Annotated in this window: 10 protein-coding genes and 1 pseudogene; 3 read left to right on the forward strand and 8 right to left on the reverse strand. The window is 54.5% G+C overall.

Translation table 11 applies throughout. The features are described 5' to 3' along the window. Positions 1 to 409: 409 nt before the first annotated feature. Both ABID47_RS27975 and ABID47_RS27980 read right to left on the reverse strand, forming a co-directional pair. Positions 410 to 2,008 carry a sensor domain-containing diguanylate cyclase gene (locus ABID47_RS27975; protein ID WP_354501734.1) on the reverse strand — a complete coding sequence of 533 codons (1,599 nt, stop codon included), beginning with the start codon at positions 2,006 to 2,008 and terminating at the stop codon, positions 410 to 412. Positions 2,009 to 2,308: 300 nt separating this feature from the next. After that, positions 2,309 to 3,100 carry a TatD family hydrolase gene (locus tag ABID47_RS27980; RefSeq protein ID WP_354501737.1) on the reverse strand — a complete coding sequence of 264 codons (792 nt, stop codon included), beginning with the start codon at positions 3,098 to 3,100 and terminating at the stop codon, positions 2,309 to 2,311. A gap of 182 nt (positions 3,101 to 3,282) precedes the next feature. Between ABID47_RS27980 and ABID47_RS27985 the strand changes: the two genes are divergently transcribed. Both ABID47_RS27985 and ABID47_RS27990 read left to right on the forward strand, forming a co-directional pair. Next, positions 3,283 to 3,966, forward strand: a complete 684-nt coding sequence (locus tag ABID47_RS27985) for a DUF6273 domain-containing protein (protein ID WP_354501740.1) — start codon at positions 3,283 to 3,285, stop codon at positions 3,964 to 3,966. Between the two features lie 24 nt (positions 3,967 to 3,990). Beyond that, positions 3,991 to 4,899, forward strand: coding sequence for an RCC1 domain-containing protein (locus tag ABID47_RS27990; protein WP_354501743.1), 909 nt, complete (start codon positions 3,991 to 3,993; stop codon positions 4,897 to 4,899). A gap of 153 nt (positions 4,900 to 5,052) precedes the next feature. On the opposite strand, the gene ABID47_RS27995 is transcribed toward ABID47_RS27990, so the two are convergent. From ABID47_RS27995 to ABID47_RS28010, 4 genes are all read right to left on the reverse strand, one after another. Then, a complete protein-coding gene (locus tag ABID47_RS27995) occupies positions 5,053 to 5,223 on the reverse strand; it encodes a hypothetical protein (RefSeq protein ID WP_163881768.1) in 171 nt (56 codons plus the stop codon). Further along, positions 5,220 to 6,236 carry a nucleotide-binding protein gene (locus ABID47_RS28000; RefSeq protein WP_354501746.1) on the reverse strand — a complete coding sequence of 339 codons (1,017 nt, stop codon included), beginning with the start codon at positions 6,234 to 6,236 and terminating at the stop codon, positions 5,220 to 5,222. Before ABID47_RS28000 ends, ABID47_RS27995 begins: the two co-directional genes overlap by 4 nt. A 299-nt stretch (positions 6,237 to 6,535) precedes the next feature. After that, entirely contained in the window at positions 6,536 to 9,397 is a 2,862-nt protein-coding gene (locus tag ABID47_RS28005) for a family 78 glycoside hydrolase catalytic domain (protein ID WP_354501748.1), read from the reverse strand. Between the two features lie 178 nt (positions 9,398 to 9,575). Further along, complete coding sequence (locus ABID47_RS28010; RefSeq protein ID WP_105444983.1) at positions 9,576 to 10,169, reverse strand: nitroreductase family protein; 594 nt, start codon at positions 10,167 to 10,169, stop codon at positions 9,576 to 9,578. Between the two features lie 237 nt (positions 10,170 to 10,406). Between ABID47_RS28010 and ABID47_RS28015 the strand changes: the two genes are divergently transcribed. After that, positions 10,407 to 11,852, forward strand: a complete 1,446-nt coding sequence (locus ABID47_RS28015) for an esterase-like activity of phytase family protein (RefSeq protein ID WP_354501751.1) — start codon at positions 10,407 to 10,409, stop codon at positions 11,850 to 11,852. A gap of 105 nt (positions 11,853 to 11,957) precedes the next feature. Here the strand turns inward: ABID47_RS28015 and ABID47_RS28020 are convergent, their stop codons facing one another. Both ABID47_RS28020 and ABID47_RS28025 read right to left on the reverse strand, forming a co-directional pair. After that, positions 11,958 to 13,883: a PAS domain S-box protein gene (locus ABID47_RS28020; protein ID WP_116234004.1), complete on the reverse strand. Its 1,926-nt coding sequence runs from the start codon at positions 13,881 to 13,883 to the stop codon at positions 11,958 to 11,960. Positions 13,884 to 14,250: 367 nt separating this feature from the next. Further along, positions 14,251 to 14,513, reverse strand: a pseudogene (locus ABID47_RS28025) (aminopeptidase); the annotation flags it as partial. Positions 14,514 to 14,639 lie beyond the last annotated feature (126 nt).

Consider the following 14,639-nt stretch of genomic DNA (forward strand, 5'->3'; position numbering starts at 1 on the left):
AAGAAGAACCCCCTTGCTCGATGACAGCTGCCCGTCAAGCTTAAGGTGTCCTAAGCATTCTCCAATCAGGCTGGTTTTATGTTATTGCATGAGGAACGCTGTACGGCTGCCTGAAGACAGCAAAAAGAGGGCGGATCGCCCTCCCTCTCATACACCCGGCATAACTCAAATAATGAGCACACTCGGCATGTATATATCGGGTTCCAAAAGATATGCAGACCAATCCCGTTCGCTCCGCACAGGGGCAGAGCCTTTGAGCACTATTCAGTTAGCGGCACAAAGTGAAAAAACGGAATTTGATGTAGTACATATCTTATTCGAACCCTCCGATCATTATAAGTATCCCCATGTTAACACAACAGCGCGGCGGACACAATTCCCAATTTCCAAAAAGATGAAACTTATTTCGCTATCTCCCAGTTTGTGCCCGCCTAACCTCTGCTTCCCCCGACAGCGTGACGCGGTTGCGCCCGCCCGTCTTGGAGCGATACAGCGCCTCGTCCGCTTTCAGGATCAAATCGCGCGGTGAGCGGCCATGCTCGGGATATGCCGCTACGCCAGCCGAGATCGTCACCGGCACTCCGATCGGGTTCGCGGTTCTCTCCATCTCTTTTCTTAAGCGTTCGGCCACCACGCCGGCTTCCCTCGGCCCGCTGCGCTGCACCAGAATCCCGAATTCCTCGCCCCCATAGCGGAAACACAAATCCCCTTCCAAGGAAACGTTTCGCATCAGCTGGGCCAAGTGCTTCAGCACCTGATCGCCGAGCACATGCCCATAGGTATCGTTGACTCCCTTGAAATGGTCAATGTCTATTAAAATGACCGCAAAGGGCATATGGTACTCGGTCCACTGCTGCAGCACCGTATCCAGCGTCCTCCGGTTGGCCAGCCCGGTCAGCTCGTCGACGCCCGCCTCGTTCCGAAGCTGGGTCAAATCCTGATTCAAGTGCTGGAACGCGATTTTGACGCTTTGCGACAGCAGCCTGACCTCATAATAAGCCGATTTAATATCGGGAACGTTCTGCGGGCGTGCCGAGCCGAGCGTGGCCTGGTCAGAAAATTGCGCCAGCGTATTGAGCGGTTTGGCGATCCGGCTGGCCACCCACCATCCCAAAATGAGGATCAGCAGCAGGAACGGAAGGGAGGCGAGAAGCACCCTTTTGATCAAATCATGAAGCGGCTTGACAATGACCGACGTCGGCGTCTGGGAAATAATCCCCCAGGAGCTGCTCGGTTCATAAGCGTAACCCGCAAAGAATTGGCCCCCTTCGGAGTTCGTCACCCGCTGCGATCCGCTTTTTTTCATCAGGACGTTCTTCACGACCGGATTGCTGATGACCGATTTGCCGATTCGCTGCTTGTCCGGATGAAAAATGATGGCCCCGTTCTTTTCCACCACGTAAACGTAAGACCCGTTGCCGAAAAAGTGCTCCTTCAGCATCGTGCTGAGCACGTTTTTATCTTCGAGATAAATGGTTCCGCCGACAAACCCTTGATAAGCGCCGGATGCATCGACGATTGGTGCCGAAATGAGGATAATGTACCTCCCTGTCGTCGCCCGGTAGGGGTTCGAAATAAAAGGCGCTTTCAAGGAGACCGCCATTTTGCTCTGGGCCGAGGTCAGCTGATCCCCGACTTCAATGCCGATCGTATGCGGACTGAGCGCCCTGACGATGCGGTTGGCGTCCGCAACGACTATAGAGTTGAAATACTGCGTATTCTCCTGAAACAGATCGTCAAAGAGCTGGGCGTCCATCTCCTGGCTCCGCCCGGATATTTTGGCAATCGCATTGATATTTTGCTGCATCGTAACGAGAAGCTCGTTCGTATTGGAAGCCAGCTTTTTGGCATACTGCTCGTTATTCTGAAGATAATTGCCAATTAAGGAGGCGCGGTTGACTTGAACGGCTGAAGTGATGCTGGTCAGCATCGTAAGCAGGATCGCAATAATGACAAGCAGGCTGATCGTAAACCGGAGCGTAAAACCTTTTTGGATCAAATATTTCAACGTTATATCCACCTTGAGTCTAAAAATAGAAAAAGATGTCGCATCGTGACGCTTTACATTATACATGAACGCCGGAAGTGCATCTATAGCGTGTTGTGCCATCTGCCGTAATAAGAAAAACGTCTATCGACGTACTTTCAAAGAAGACAGACCGCGTCTAGAGGAAGTTTTTCTTGCGAGATCAGGAAGCAGAAGCTCCGAAACTTATACTTTCTTATCTCTTAAAAAAGGGCAGCCTGATCGGCTGCCCGCTGCGACTGACCTGGGATGTCCAGAGTTGGAGCGGCGTTATGCCGCCTCTTAAATTCCGAAAAAGCGCCGGGTCGTCCTTACCGTAGCCGCAGCCAGCGCCGCAGGCTCTTCCCCTCTGCAGTCGGCGATGACCCCGAGAATGTGCGCCAGGAAAGCGGGCTCGTTCCGTCCGCCCTTCGGCTTCGGCCGCAGATCACGCGGTGTCAGATAAGGCGCATCGGTCTCGATCATCAGGCGGTCCAGCGGAATGTCCCGGACAAGCTCACGCAAATGCCCGCCCCGCCGCTCGTCGCAAATCCAGCCGGTGATGCCGATGTGCAGCCCCATCTCAAGGTAGGTGTATAGCTCTTCTGCGCTGCCCGTAAAACAATGCACGACCGCGCGCCGAATCAATGCCGGGTGGTCTTTCAGCATCGCGGCAAAATCGGCATTTGCATCCCGTTCATGCAGAAACAGCGGCATGTCCAGCTCTTCCGCCAGACGCAGCTGCTCCTCAAACCAGCGGCGCTGCACGTCGCGTGGGGAAAAATCCCGGTTGTAGTCCAGCCCGCATTCGCCGATCGCCACCACCTCAGGCAGCCCGGCCAGCCGCCTCAGCCGCTCCGCCGTATCCGGTCCGCAGTCCTTGGCGTCATGCGGATGAACGCCTGCTGTCGAGAACATCCTGCCGGGATACGACTTTGCGTAGTGCGCCGCCTCCTCGCTGCTCTCCACGGACGTTCCGGTTATGATCAGCTGCTCTACGCCCGCCTCAGCGGCCCGGGCCAACACCTCCTCCCGGTCCCGGTCGAACGATGAATTCATCAGGTTAACGCCGATATCAATGATCGGTAAAGTCATGGCTGCCAAGTCCTTTCGTTATCTATCTTAAGGCATCTACCTTAAAGTCAAACCATAAAGTACAGCACCAATATTATAGGGGACAACGATCCTCCGCACAAGGATTCCTGGTATTTCAAATGAAATCTTGCATGAATGTTATATGATCGTAGTTGAAATGAAAAGCGGGGGAGGAAAACTTCTTGGAAAAGGATCATTCAGCTGTGACATACCGGAACGTAAAGCCCGGCGAATTCATTACGTTCGGCACGTATCCGCAATCTGCAGACGGTCAAGAACTGGCAATACAATGGCGTGTTCTTCATCATTCAGGAAACGAGCTGTTTGTTTTGAGCGAGTATATTTTGGACTGCAAGAGGTATCACGGCAAGAGCGCGGATATGGGGTGGCGTGAATCCACGGAAAGGACTTGGCGTGACTGCGATTTGCGCGAGTGGCTGAACGATGAATTCTATAACACCGCATTTAGCGGCGCCGAAAAGCAATTCATCAAGACGGCTCATTGTACGGACAACGGAGAAGGCTGCCCGGATACGGAGGACAAGGTCTTTCTTCTTAGCGTTGCCGAGTTAGAGAACTTATCCGAGGTTCACGGCAAGGATGTGAGGCGTGCGGTAGGAACCGATTTTGCCAAGACGAAAAAGCCCGATGGATGCAGCTTGTATGTATATGACAAATCGAACAAAGATAACTATATCCTCAAGGACGGCGAAGAAGCCGGCTGCTCCTGGTGGTGGCTGCGAACCCAAGGTAACAAGCCTTCACGCGCATATTTTGTAGGGACAGGCTGCAGTATTCGCAGCTACGGGAATAACAGCATAAGCGGTTATGGCGTACGTCCTGCTATAAAAATAAATCTTTCCTAAGTCTTGTTTTCAAGGAGGTAAAACATGGATTGCGTTACATCAAAAGCTGCGGCGTTAAAGGTAAAACGATGGCCCAGGAATCCCATAGCGGCGGGTCCTCGTCATACCGTTGGTCTGAAATCTGACGGCACAGTAACGACTGCAGGCGATAATAAATACGGCCAATGTGATGTAAGCGGCTGGCGTGATCTGGTGGCGGTTGCGGCCGGTAATGTTCATATGGCGGCGAACACAGGCAATGCCCATACCGTCGGTCTGAAGTCGGACGGTACGGTGGTCGCGGCGGGTTGGAATAAGCATGGCCAATGCAACGTAAACGGTTGGCGCGATATTGCAGCGGTCGCGGCAGGTTGGCGACGTACCGTCGGCCTGCGATCGGATGGCACCGTAGTAGCCGTGGGCCGAAACCATGAAGGCCAATGCGACGTCGGCGGCTGGCGTGATATAGCTGCGGTCGCGGCGGGTGACTGGCATACCGTGGGTCTTCAATTGGACGGCACGGTGACGGCCGTGGGTAATCATCGGTATGGCCAATGCAATGTTAGCAGCTGGAGCGGCATCGTCGCGGCAGCCGCGGGTTACCTTCATACCGTCGGACTTCAATCGGATGGTACAGTGGCGGCTGTGGGCCTGAACAAGCATGGCCAATGCGATGTTAGCGGCTGGAGCGGAATGGTGGCGATTGCGGCGGGCAGTTATCATACCGTCGGCCTCAAATCGGACGGTACGGTGACGGCCGCGGGTCATAATGAATATGGCCAGTGCGATGTCAGCGGCTGGCGCGATATGGTAGCCGTCGCGGCGGGTTGTACGCATACCGTCGGCCTGAAATCGGACGGCACGGTGGTGGCTGTGGGTCACAACGAATATGGCCAGTGCGATGTCAGCGGCTGGCGCGGCATCCAAGTGCCCGGCACTTCGTTTTCAATATGAATAACTCGACATTCCACGCGAAAACATGAGCCGGACTTCTAATTAGGCAAGGGGTACGCGACATGGAATCAGACGGTTGACGCCGCCCGGAGTACCCAGTCCCGCCCAATCATGTAAAAAGACCGCATCCTGACGGAGTGCGGTCTAGCGTCATTATTTGTATACGGGTTTGCCGTATTCCGCCTTCTTCTCGAAGAGAACGGTATACGTTTCGTCTGGGCCGTCAACGGACGGGGCTACCACTTTCTTCAGCCCGCTCAGAGGCAGGATCGCCGTACTCCTAAGACCATATTTGCGAAATGTGGGTCTGTGTCGTTGACTCATGACGATTCCCCTCCTAATAAATCATGAATTGAATCCAGTAACGCTTTATTGAGATAACATATCTCCTCAAAAATCTGCTCCGTGACCTGGACGGAACCCCTCAGGTGGACCGTGAACACGTATCTTCTCGCTAAAGGATAACACAAGATATATTCCTTCACAACCGATTTGCGATTTCGTTGACTAAATGTCACATTTCCGCTGGCGTGAACGTCCACCACATGGATCGGTTCTTCTCCCGGTCTCAGGTTGACATTGGCATCCAAAGAATATTCATAGCCGATTTCGCCAACCCCGTCGCTGCCGACCTGCTTTATTGTACGGTCCCCGGCTTTGAAAAGTGCTGTGCCGCTGACCGTATACGGCGTGGAAATAAACGACAGCCGCAGCGCCCGGCAGATCCGGTTGTAAATATCCGTATCGAGTGCAGGCTTATGATTCAATTCCTCAAAAAAGCCGATAATCTTCAGCAGCCTGTCCCTCTCCTCTTCGGATTCGCGCAGCAGATCATAAGGATCGCTCTGTTTGCTGCCCCAATGCTCGATCATGCTGCCGATTTTACTGCACGAGACGCCCACGGCCGCATTCCAGTTGCGCGGGTTCATCTGATAGGTGAGCGTGGTCATGCCGAACAGATCCGAAGGCGTCTTAAAGCCTTCAATCCGTTCCTCCTCTTCATCCTCCTGCTCAGGAATATGCGACGGAACGAGAAAAAATACCCGTTCTCTCCCCAGTTTACTCCAAAACAAGCCCATCTCAAACACCGTATTATCTCTGGCTGTATAATATAACTTACCCCGCACGAGCGTCACGTCATCAGGGTGGAACACAAAAACCGCAAAATCGCTCCCCTGAATCTGGGCTTCCAAGTCCTCCATCGTATAACGGTTGGCGTGAAACACTCCTCTATGCCAAGGAGTCACGACCGCGTAGTGCTCCAGTTCCTCATGCACCGCATTCACGATCGGAATGGCTTCCCTGGATGAGCCGATGAAAACGAAAGGTTTGTCCATAACTCCCTCCAGAACATCCATAATCTACCTATTATCAGTATATCATAGCATGGTAGATTCAATGACTGTTACTTTTCGCGCTTACGAAAGTCCGCCCATGATTTCAAAGTTTGCTATGTATGCCTGACAGAACTTGTCTGTATAAAAAGGTTACAAAAAGTAAAGGACTGCGGACAGCCCTGCTGAACCGCAGCCTTCGTGTACAAGCCAAGTACCGGGAACGGACGACCTGCCTCACCGACAGATCTGCCGTATAAGGTACGTCTCCACCATAAACGCTTGAATGATATCCTTTTCCGTTATACGAGCTCAACTTCACCCTGCATTCCTTCCGGAAAACGCACCTCGACTTCCACATCGGCCGGTGACTCCACGCGCAACGTCATCCGGTTGTCCGAAACGTTCCAGCGGACGCGGATTTCGCCGCCGGCCGGCAGCGGAACGATGCCGCTGGCCCAGGTTAGTCCGCACGGCTGGGGAGCGACCGCCACCTTGCTCCATCCGTCCTCCAGCCGTTTTACGCCGAGAATGCATTCGCCCAGAAAATATCCCGGGGCCGCGGACCAGGCATGGCAATGGCTCCGGGTGAGCTGGTTCGGATTGGCCCGGTTTTCGCTGAAGTTCGGGTACATCTCCCAGCAGGTGGTGGCGTCGTTATCGATCATCTGCCCGTAATGAGCCCGAATGTCGGCAAGCAGCAGCTCGAACTGGCCGGCCTCCTCCAGCGCCTCGTAATAGAAGAAGGACATGAACGGGCTGCCAATCTGCACGAAATCCGCGGGAGGAAACTTCAAATAGGCTTCCATCAGCGCTTTTCTGCCGCCGGAAGCGGCCCCGCACAGGTAGGCGACCACCTGGGTCTGCATGCTGAAGGTATCGGAACGGCGGCCGTCCGCATGGATGCAGTCCAGATAGGCGTGTCGTTCATCGGACCACAGATGCCGGTTAATGGCTTCCGTCAGCCGACTGGATGCTTCCTCATATGCGGCGGCGGTCCCTTCCTGCCCGGCCGCTGCCGCAATGGCTGCCGCATCGCGCAGCGCCTTGGCCAAGAACAGGTTCTGATGGGTTACGATGCCTTCGCGCGGCTGATCGATCGGGGCCCAGTCCAGGAAGTTCCAGCCCTTCATCTCCAGCAGTCCGTCCCCGTTCAGATGTTCCAGGTAGGCCTCCATGGTCAGCTGAACCGCCGGCCAGATTTCCGCCGCAAACGCCGTGTCGTTCGTATGGGAAATAAATTCGCGGCAGGCGATGGCCCAGAAGAAGGTCCAGTTCGGGATCACGCTGTTCCAGGCGCTCGGCACCTGGTTCACATACAGCGGCGTCATGTCCGCCGATCCCGGTACCAGCCGCAGGCAGCGTTTGACGATGTCGGTCACGCCGAACACATAATAATTGACGAGCGCCTCATTGCGGCTGTCCCCGACCCAGAACACCTGCTCATAGGAAGGGCAGTCGATGAACGTGTCTTCCATGCACAGCCGGGTCGTGTGGCGGCTGATGTCCCAAATATCGTTCAGCCGGGCATCCGAGCAGCGGAACGCGCCGATCTCGGCGGCGGGATACGTGCTCTGCCGGATGTATACTTCGTGAAGCTTCACCGGACCACGCTGTTCGCGGATGGTCAGAATCAAGTACCGGAAGCCGCGGCGGACAGGTGACAGGTAGGACTGACGGCCGGACCGGCATATATAACGGAACGTATTTTCGAGACCGTACGTATGCTGCCGGTAATCGTCCTTGATGTATTCGACCCCGTACGCATCAATGACCGTTCCTTCCGGCGCGTCCAGTTCGAGGCCAATAAAACCGGAACGCTCCTTGCCCAGATCAATCACGATCTCGCAGTCGCCATCGGGGAACGGCTCGAGCTGTGCGAAGTTCTGCGTCGGCAGCACCGCAAACTGCAGCTCCTGCGGCACCCGGTGTTTTTCGCTCAGCGTCCGCCACACGCTGGCCCCGAATACATCCACGGCCGAATACAGCTGTCTCGACACGGGCTGCATCCAGCCTTCATAGCCCTGAAGCTCCTGCTCGGTCCGGATCGTCTTCAGCCGTAAATAGTCCGGATGGTCCCTGCGGAGCTCCCGGCCGTCCTTGTAATCGATATACTCAACCGCATCGAAGGGGCCGACGGCCGTAAACGGATTGCCCTCCTCATTTCGTGCCGCGTGAAGTGGAGCCCGCAGCGTAAACGCCGCCTCGCTGTCCACTCCGATGTGGAACACCGAGCCATGGTCGCCCGACGTAATGTCCATCAGCAGCAGATGACTCCCGCTGCCCAAGGTCAGCGTGTAGTATGTTTCCGGCTGATCCACATGCGCCGGAGTGCAGCGGATGCCGTCTACGTACAGATCGTCGGCCCGCGTTCCGGTCGGAAAGCTGATGGCTACTTCGCCGTCCTCTTCCATGACCAGTACCGCAGCCAATAGGCCGGTAAAGCCTACCGGATTGGCGTGCGTGATGCTGTCCTTCACCATCTGGTTCCGCAGGTCGATGGCGGCCGTGAACCTTGGTGCCTTGACGCGTGCCAAAGACATCACCTTGGACGGGTACTTCTTCTCCTCCGTCAGGAACGGGATGTCCCTTGGAATGAGCCGCGTCCATGGCTGCGTGCCTGCCGGGCCAATTTCCAACGCGGCACTCCAGGAGGCGTCGTCGTATCCCGGCCGGTTCCATGCCTCATCCCACAGCCTGGCGTCGTACACTTCGGCAAATCCCTGCTGACAAGACATCCGCGGGGAAGTGCTGTCCTGGGCCGCCAGCTTGGACGTTCTCCAGGTCCGGTCTGTGGCGGCGATCACCTCGTCACCGGACTCCACCTGGGCGATCAGTCCCCCGCGCCCGGCGAGATAATAGAAATTGGCCAGTCCAAAATGAAGGACAAGCACCGCAATCGTATTGTCAGCCCCCGGACGCAGCAGGTGCCCGATGCTGTATGTATCATACATCTGCTCCTTCGGCCAGGAGCGCGTCGTTCCTCTGCCGGCAAGGTAACCGTTTACAAAAAGAACGTAGCGCGAGTCTGCGGTGATGCTGAGCGATACGGGCCGTCCCGGGTCCCCCTCATAGGCAAAGGTATTGCGAAAGCATCTCCATTCATTCCGGGGGCTCGGCTCTCCCTCTCCCCAAATCCACATCGCCTTCCAATGCTTATCCATCATAAGCCTCCTCTCTGCCCTTAGCTTTGTACAATCAACGCCCTGTTGTCAAGTAAAGCGGTGAAATTCCATAAACATCATTTGACAGCTCTCCCTTCCCGTTTCACGAAAAAAAAGCCCGCGCTTGCCGCGCAGGCTCTTCTTCCGCATAAGAGCAGCCGCGTTATTCAGCCACCTTCTATTTCTTTAATGCATCCGCCCGGTCCACCCAGACAGTCAAGTCCTGGTAAGGCGTGCGTTTGCCTTGAGGCGCCTGTCCTTCAGCCGGAACGCCCAGATAAATAAAGCCGAGTACCTTGTCGTTCGGGCCAAGACCGAAATGTTCGTTCATCTTGGCGTGGTATGTCGGCTCGCCGGTTCTCCAGATCGCTCCGAGACCCAGGGCATGCGCTTCCAGCAGCATATTCTGGATCGCCGCGAACACCGCTCCGTACTCCTCCAGTTCAATCACCTTGGGGTGATCCTTCGGCGTGACCGCCACCGCGATGACAACCGGAGCACGCATCGGCTTCTGCCGGGCCGATTCCGCCGCCGCTTCGGCTTCCGGGGATCCCGGTCCGCCCGCCTGCTCCACAGCGACTTCCGCCAATGCGTTGCCGAGCAGATCCCGTCCTTCCCCCCGAAGGACGAAGAAGCGCCATGGCTCGGTCATCCGGTGGTTCGGCGCCCAGGTGCCCGCCTCCAGGATTTGTTCAATGGAAGCGGCAGGCACTTCCTCCTGCGTCACTTTCCCGATGCTCCGTCTGGAGCGGATCGCTTCCGATACGTTCATATCTCATTCCCCACTCTCTTTAAGAATGCTTATTCAAGTCCTGTGTACTATTGTAGCAAAAAACGGACCGCGATTTCTAACCCGGCGATTCCACCGGGCTCCTCCAAGCTGCGTGAAAACGGAGGTTTACCCCTTTTACCCTGCGGTGACGTTCCGATAATGATCCGTTAACACTGCAAGCGTACACTGTAGCAGACAAGCTGTTTATACATATCCTTCGGGAAGGGGTTCATCACTATGACAAAAAAATGGTTCATTTCCGCCCTCGCGGCCTTGTCCGTGGGGGGCACAGCCCTGCTTCAGAGCGCATCGGCAGCACCGGCCGATGTGAAGTATTCCGTTAATGGACAGTCGTTTACACCGTCCGTCCCTGCCGTTGAGCAGCAGGATCACCTGTATTTTCCGATCCGCGACCTCGGCAGCCTGCTCGGCAAGTATGTCGACTGGGACGAAGTTCGCCAAACGGCTTCTTTTACGGACAAGCCCAAGCTGACCGGTAAATACACATTGGATCATGCGGATCTGGCGGAGGGCATCAAATTTGGCATCGGCTCCTCGCTGGCGCATATCCCCGGCGACCCGGATAACGTCTTCTATACGACGGCTGACCGCGGCCCGAACGGGGAAATCGACGTAAACGGCGAGACCCGCCGGACGTTCCCGCTGCCGAACTATACGCCGACCATCTATAAAATCCAGCTGGATCAAGGGAAAATCAGCGTCCTGGAGACCATTCCGCTCAAAATCAACGGCACAGATCCCGTGACGGGCAGCAGCAAGATTACAGGACTGCCGAACCTAAAATCCCGGGACGAGGTCCCTTATGAGACGACCGCCCAGAAAGTCATCTCTTACGATCCTTATGGACTTGATGTCGAAGGGCTTGCCTATAATCCACAAGATGATACGTTCTGGATCTCCGACGAGTACGGCCCGTACCTTGTACAGGTAAAACGCGACGGTACGCTGGTGCAGCGCCTGGCGCCCCAAGGGATCAGCTCCGAGCTGAACACGGCAGCGCTGCCGCTGAAGGATACGCTGCCTGCCGTTTATTTGGACCGCCGCCAGAACCGCGGTGCAGAAGCGGTCGGAATTACGCCGGACGGGAAGTGGATGTTCATGGCTATGCAGAGCCCGCTGCGGAATCCCGACAAGAGCGTCGATAATTCCCGGGCGCTCCGCATTTTGAAGATCGATCTGGCCACTCTCAAGCCGGTAGCCGAATATGCCTATCTTACTGAAGACGCTGGCCAGTTCAAGGACCTGAAGCAATCCGATATCGTCATTTCTGATCTTAACGTCATCGATGAGAACACCCTGCTGATTGACGAACGCGACAAAAATGCCGGCGATGCCGCCCAGCTCAAACGGATTTATGCCATCAACCTGACCGATGCAACCAACATTCTCGGCAAGTATGACGAGGCGGGATCCAGCGGCAAAACGCTAGAGCAGATGAGCCCGGCTGAGCTTCGCCAAGCCGGCATTATGACGCCGCTGAAGCGGACCGTGCTCGATGCGGTGGAATTCAACTATCCGAACGAGAAAATCGAAGGCATCTCGCTGGTGAACGGACATAAGCTGGTCATCGTGAACGACAATGACTTTGGCGTCACCAATCCGGATGCTAAGGAAAACGGCACGGACCTGTGGACCTTCGAGCTTCCCTACGATTTAAAATAAAGCGCAAATCTATAAAAGACCGGCCATGGAGACTTCCTCCGTGGCCGGTCTTTTTGGGTTTCGCGAAAAGCCGTTTAGGATTGGCGATCACTCTTCGCCCTGCTGTTACCGCCGGCTGCCAACCTTTCGCTTGACCTGCTCCAATACAGCAAGAACAGGCTGGCTTTTGACGGGCTTGCTGATGTATTCGTCCATCCCTGCCCCGAGGCAGATATCCCGGTCCTCCTTCAGCGCGTTGGCCGTAACCGCCACGATCATCGGACAGCTATCCTTCGGGAGGGTCGCCCGAAGCTTGCGGGTCGTCTCCAGACCGTTCATGCCAGGCATTTGGACGTCCATGAAGATGATGTCATACTTCGTATTCTCGGCTTTCCGCAGCACATCGTGGCCGTTGGTGACGACGGTCACCGCATGACCCTGCTTCTCCAGCATTTTGCGGAGCACGATCTGGTTGATCTCATTGTCCTCCGCAATCAGGATGTTGAGCGGATCGGTGTCGGATGTTTCCTTTTGTTCGCAACGCTTGGCATGCTCAGGCTCCTGCCGGTTCTTGAGAAGGACCGTAAACACAAAGGTCGTTCCGGGCCCTTCCTTTTTCTCTACCCATATATGGCCTCCCATGACGTTCACGAGCTTCTTGCTGATGGCCAGCCCCAGACCGGTGCCTTCATAATTGCGGGTCATGAAATTGTCCACCTGGGAGAACGGTTCGAAGATCGCTTCCAGCTTGTTATCCGGAATGCCGATGCCCGTATCAGATACCTTGAATTCAAGATCAATCAGCTCGTCCTCCTCGAACACCTTCCGGACGCTGACCGTAATCCCTCCATGAAGCGTAAACTTCACCGCGTTGCCCACGAGGTTCATCAGAACCTGCTTGATCCGCTTGGGATCCCCGAAGAGCAACTCCGGAATGTCGTCCTCAACAGTAAAGGACATCTCCAGCTGTTTGGCGCTCGCCTTGGCGGACACCATATCGAACGTTTCCTGGATGCACTGTTTCAGATCGAACATATCCTCCTGCAGTTCCGTCATACCGGCTTCCACCTTGGAAAAATCCAGAATATCGTTGATGATGGCCAGCAGCGTTTCACCGCTCTTGCGGATAATTTCGATATATTCCTTCTGCTCATCGTCGAGGTCCGTCGTCGTCTCCAGCAAATCCGTCATTCCGATGACACCATTCATCGGCGTCCGGATCTCATGGCTCATCATCGCCAGAAACTCGCTTTTCGCTTTATTCGTACTTTCCGCCAGCTCCTTGGCCATAATGAGCTGCCGCTGCTCGGTGAAATCCTTGGCAATGATATAGAAGCCCACATTTTTGTTGTTGATGATGATGGGTGCCAGCGTCGTGATGACCTCCACCATGTGGCCGTCCTTATGCCGTAGCGTCTTGATATCCTGCTCTACGGTCGGGTTGTTCAGCGCTTCCTTCAACACCCGCTGCAGGTTCCGCTCCCCGATAAAGCGCGCAATGCTCCTGCCCGCCATCTCGCTGACTTTGCAGCCGGTCATCTGCTCGGCTCGGGTATTGGCGTTCAAAATATTTCCATTTAAATCGAGTGAAATGATCGCGTCGTGGTTATATCTTTTTAGGGAGGTATACCGCTCGACGGTTTCCTGCAGCTTCTGCTCGGCAGCCTTAGTATGGGAAATATCGTTCAAAACGACTATGTAATATTCGGGATTTCCCTCCGCGTCCGGCATAATGGAAATATGCACGGCCGCCCACACGGTTCTCTCATCCTTCCGGATGTAGCGGCCTTCGATTTCGACGGAAGTCTGCTCGGGATAATTTTGAATAAGCGACTTCACCTGGCTCAAATTGGTTTCCAGATCCTCGCGGTAAATTAATCTCTCAAAACGCTGTGTCTGAAGTTCCTCCCAGGAATATCCCAGAATGCGGGTGAGCGCCGGGTTTGCTTGAACCCATTCTCCCCGGACAGTAATCACGGCAACACCAAAAGGAGCATTTTGGTACACATGCTGTAAATAAGAATACTCCTCATCATTCTGTACTCTGTTCATTTTGCGCCTCCTGCCATGGTAGTACAGCCTGGTTTTTATATCTTCTCTCCATCATGTAATATTTTAAAGGATCTGTAGTCCGACTCCTGACATACCAAAATAAGCATAAGCATGCTTATAAAGAGATATAAACAAAATTGACGATTTTGAAACCTCTTTGACGATCATTATGACAAAATGATGGCGAAATTTATAGACCAACTTTTTTCCTTTTCCAGGTTTTCTTCGTGAAATAAACGACTGAATGGACGAAGACCCAAGAATAGGGTCATCTTAAGATTGTACCAGTCAGAACGCAAAGAAACCGCTCTTTCTCAAAAAGGCGGTTTCCTTGTTCGCCTAAAGGCGTAAGGAGCAAGTGGAATGGTCAGAATGCCCAGTTTCCGTTACGGAAGATTGCCTCTTTGCGTCCATCCCGCGTTATTCCGTCAATGGATGATCGGCTGCGCCAATCATGAAGTCCTCGTGAACCAGGCTCTGATTTGCGCCTTTGTCCAGCAGTTCCTTCGCATCCATTTCTTTGCCGTTCTGAAGATTGACCGGATAGGCTTGACCCAGCGCCAGATGACAGGAGGCATTTTCATCGAACAATGTATTATAAAAGATCACATTCGAATTCGAAATCGGAGAGCATCAAATCTCCTCCATTTGCCCGAAATGCTTCTCTGTTATAATCGCCTTCAGCTGTATCCACACAAACAATCCTCCGGTGGTCAACGCCTAAGTCCGTATACCGGATGTTTTATGGGTTGGCTG

The organism is Paenibacillus favisporus, from assembly GCF_040545415.1.
Taxonomy (GTDB): Bacteria; Bacillota; Bacilli; order Paenibacillales; family Paenibacillaceae; genus Paenibacillus_AQ; species Paenibacillus_AQ favisporus.

Excerpts from the sequence above, each read along its gene's own strand:
- ABID47_RS28010 (WP_105444983.1), bottom strand. The coding sequence starts at position 10,169 with ATGAACGTATCGGAAGCGATCCGCTCCAGACGGAGCATCGGGAAAGTG.
- ABID47_RS27980 (WP_354501737.1), bottom strand. The coding sequence starts at position 3,100 with ATGACTTTACCGATCATTGATATCGGCGTTAACCTGATGAATTCATCG.
- ABID47_RS28005 (WP_354501748.1), bottom strand. The coding sequence starts at position 9,397 with ATGGATAAGCATTGGAAGGCGATGTGGATTTGGGGAGAGGGAGAGCCG.
- ABID47_RS27990 (WP_354501743.1), top strand. The coding sequence starts at position 3,991 with ATGGATTGCGTTACATCAAAAGCTGCGGCGTTAAAGGTAAAACGATGG.
- ABID47_RS27995 (WP_163881768.1), bottom strand. The coding sequence starts at position 5,223 with ATGAGTCAACGACACAGACCCACATTTCGCAAATATGGTCTTAGGAGT.
- ABID47_RS28020 (WP_116234004.1), bottom strand. The coding sequence starts at position 13,883 with ATGAACAGAGTACAGAATGATGAGGAGTATTCTTATTTACAGCATGTG.
- ABID47_RS28000 (WP_354501746.1), bottom strand. The coding sequence starts at position 6,236 with ATGGACAAACCTTTCGTTTTCATCGGCTCATCCAGGGAAGCCATTCCG.
- ABID47_RS28015 (WP_354501751.1), top strand. The coding sequence starts at position 10,407 with ATGACAAAAAAATGGTTCATTTCCGCCCTCGCGGCCTTGTCCGTGGGG.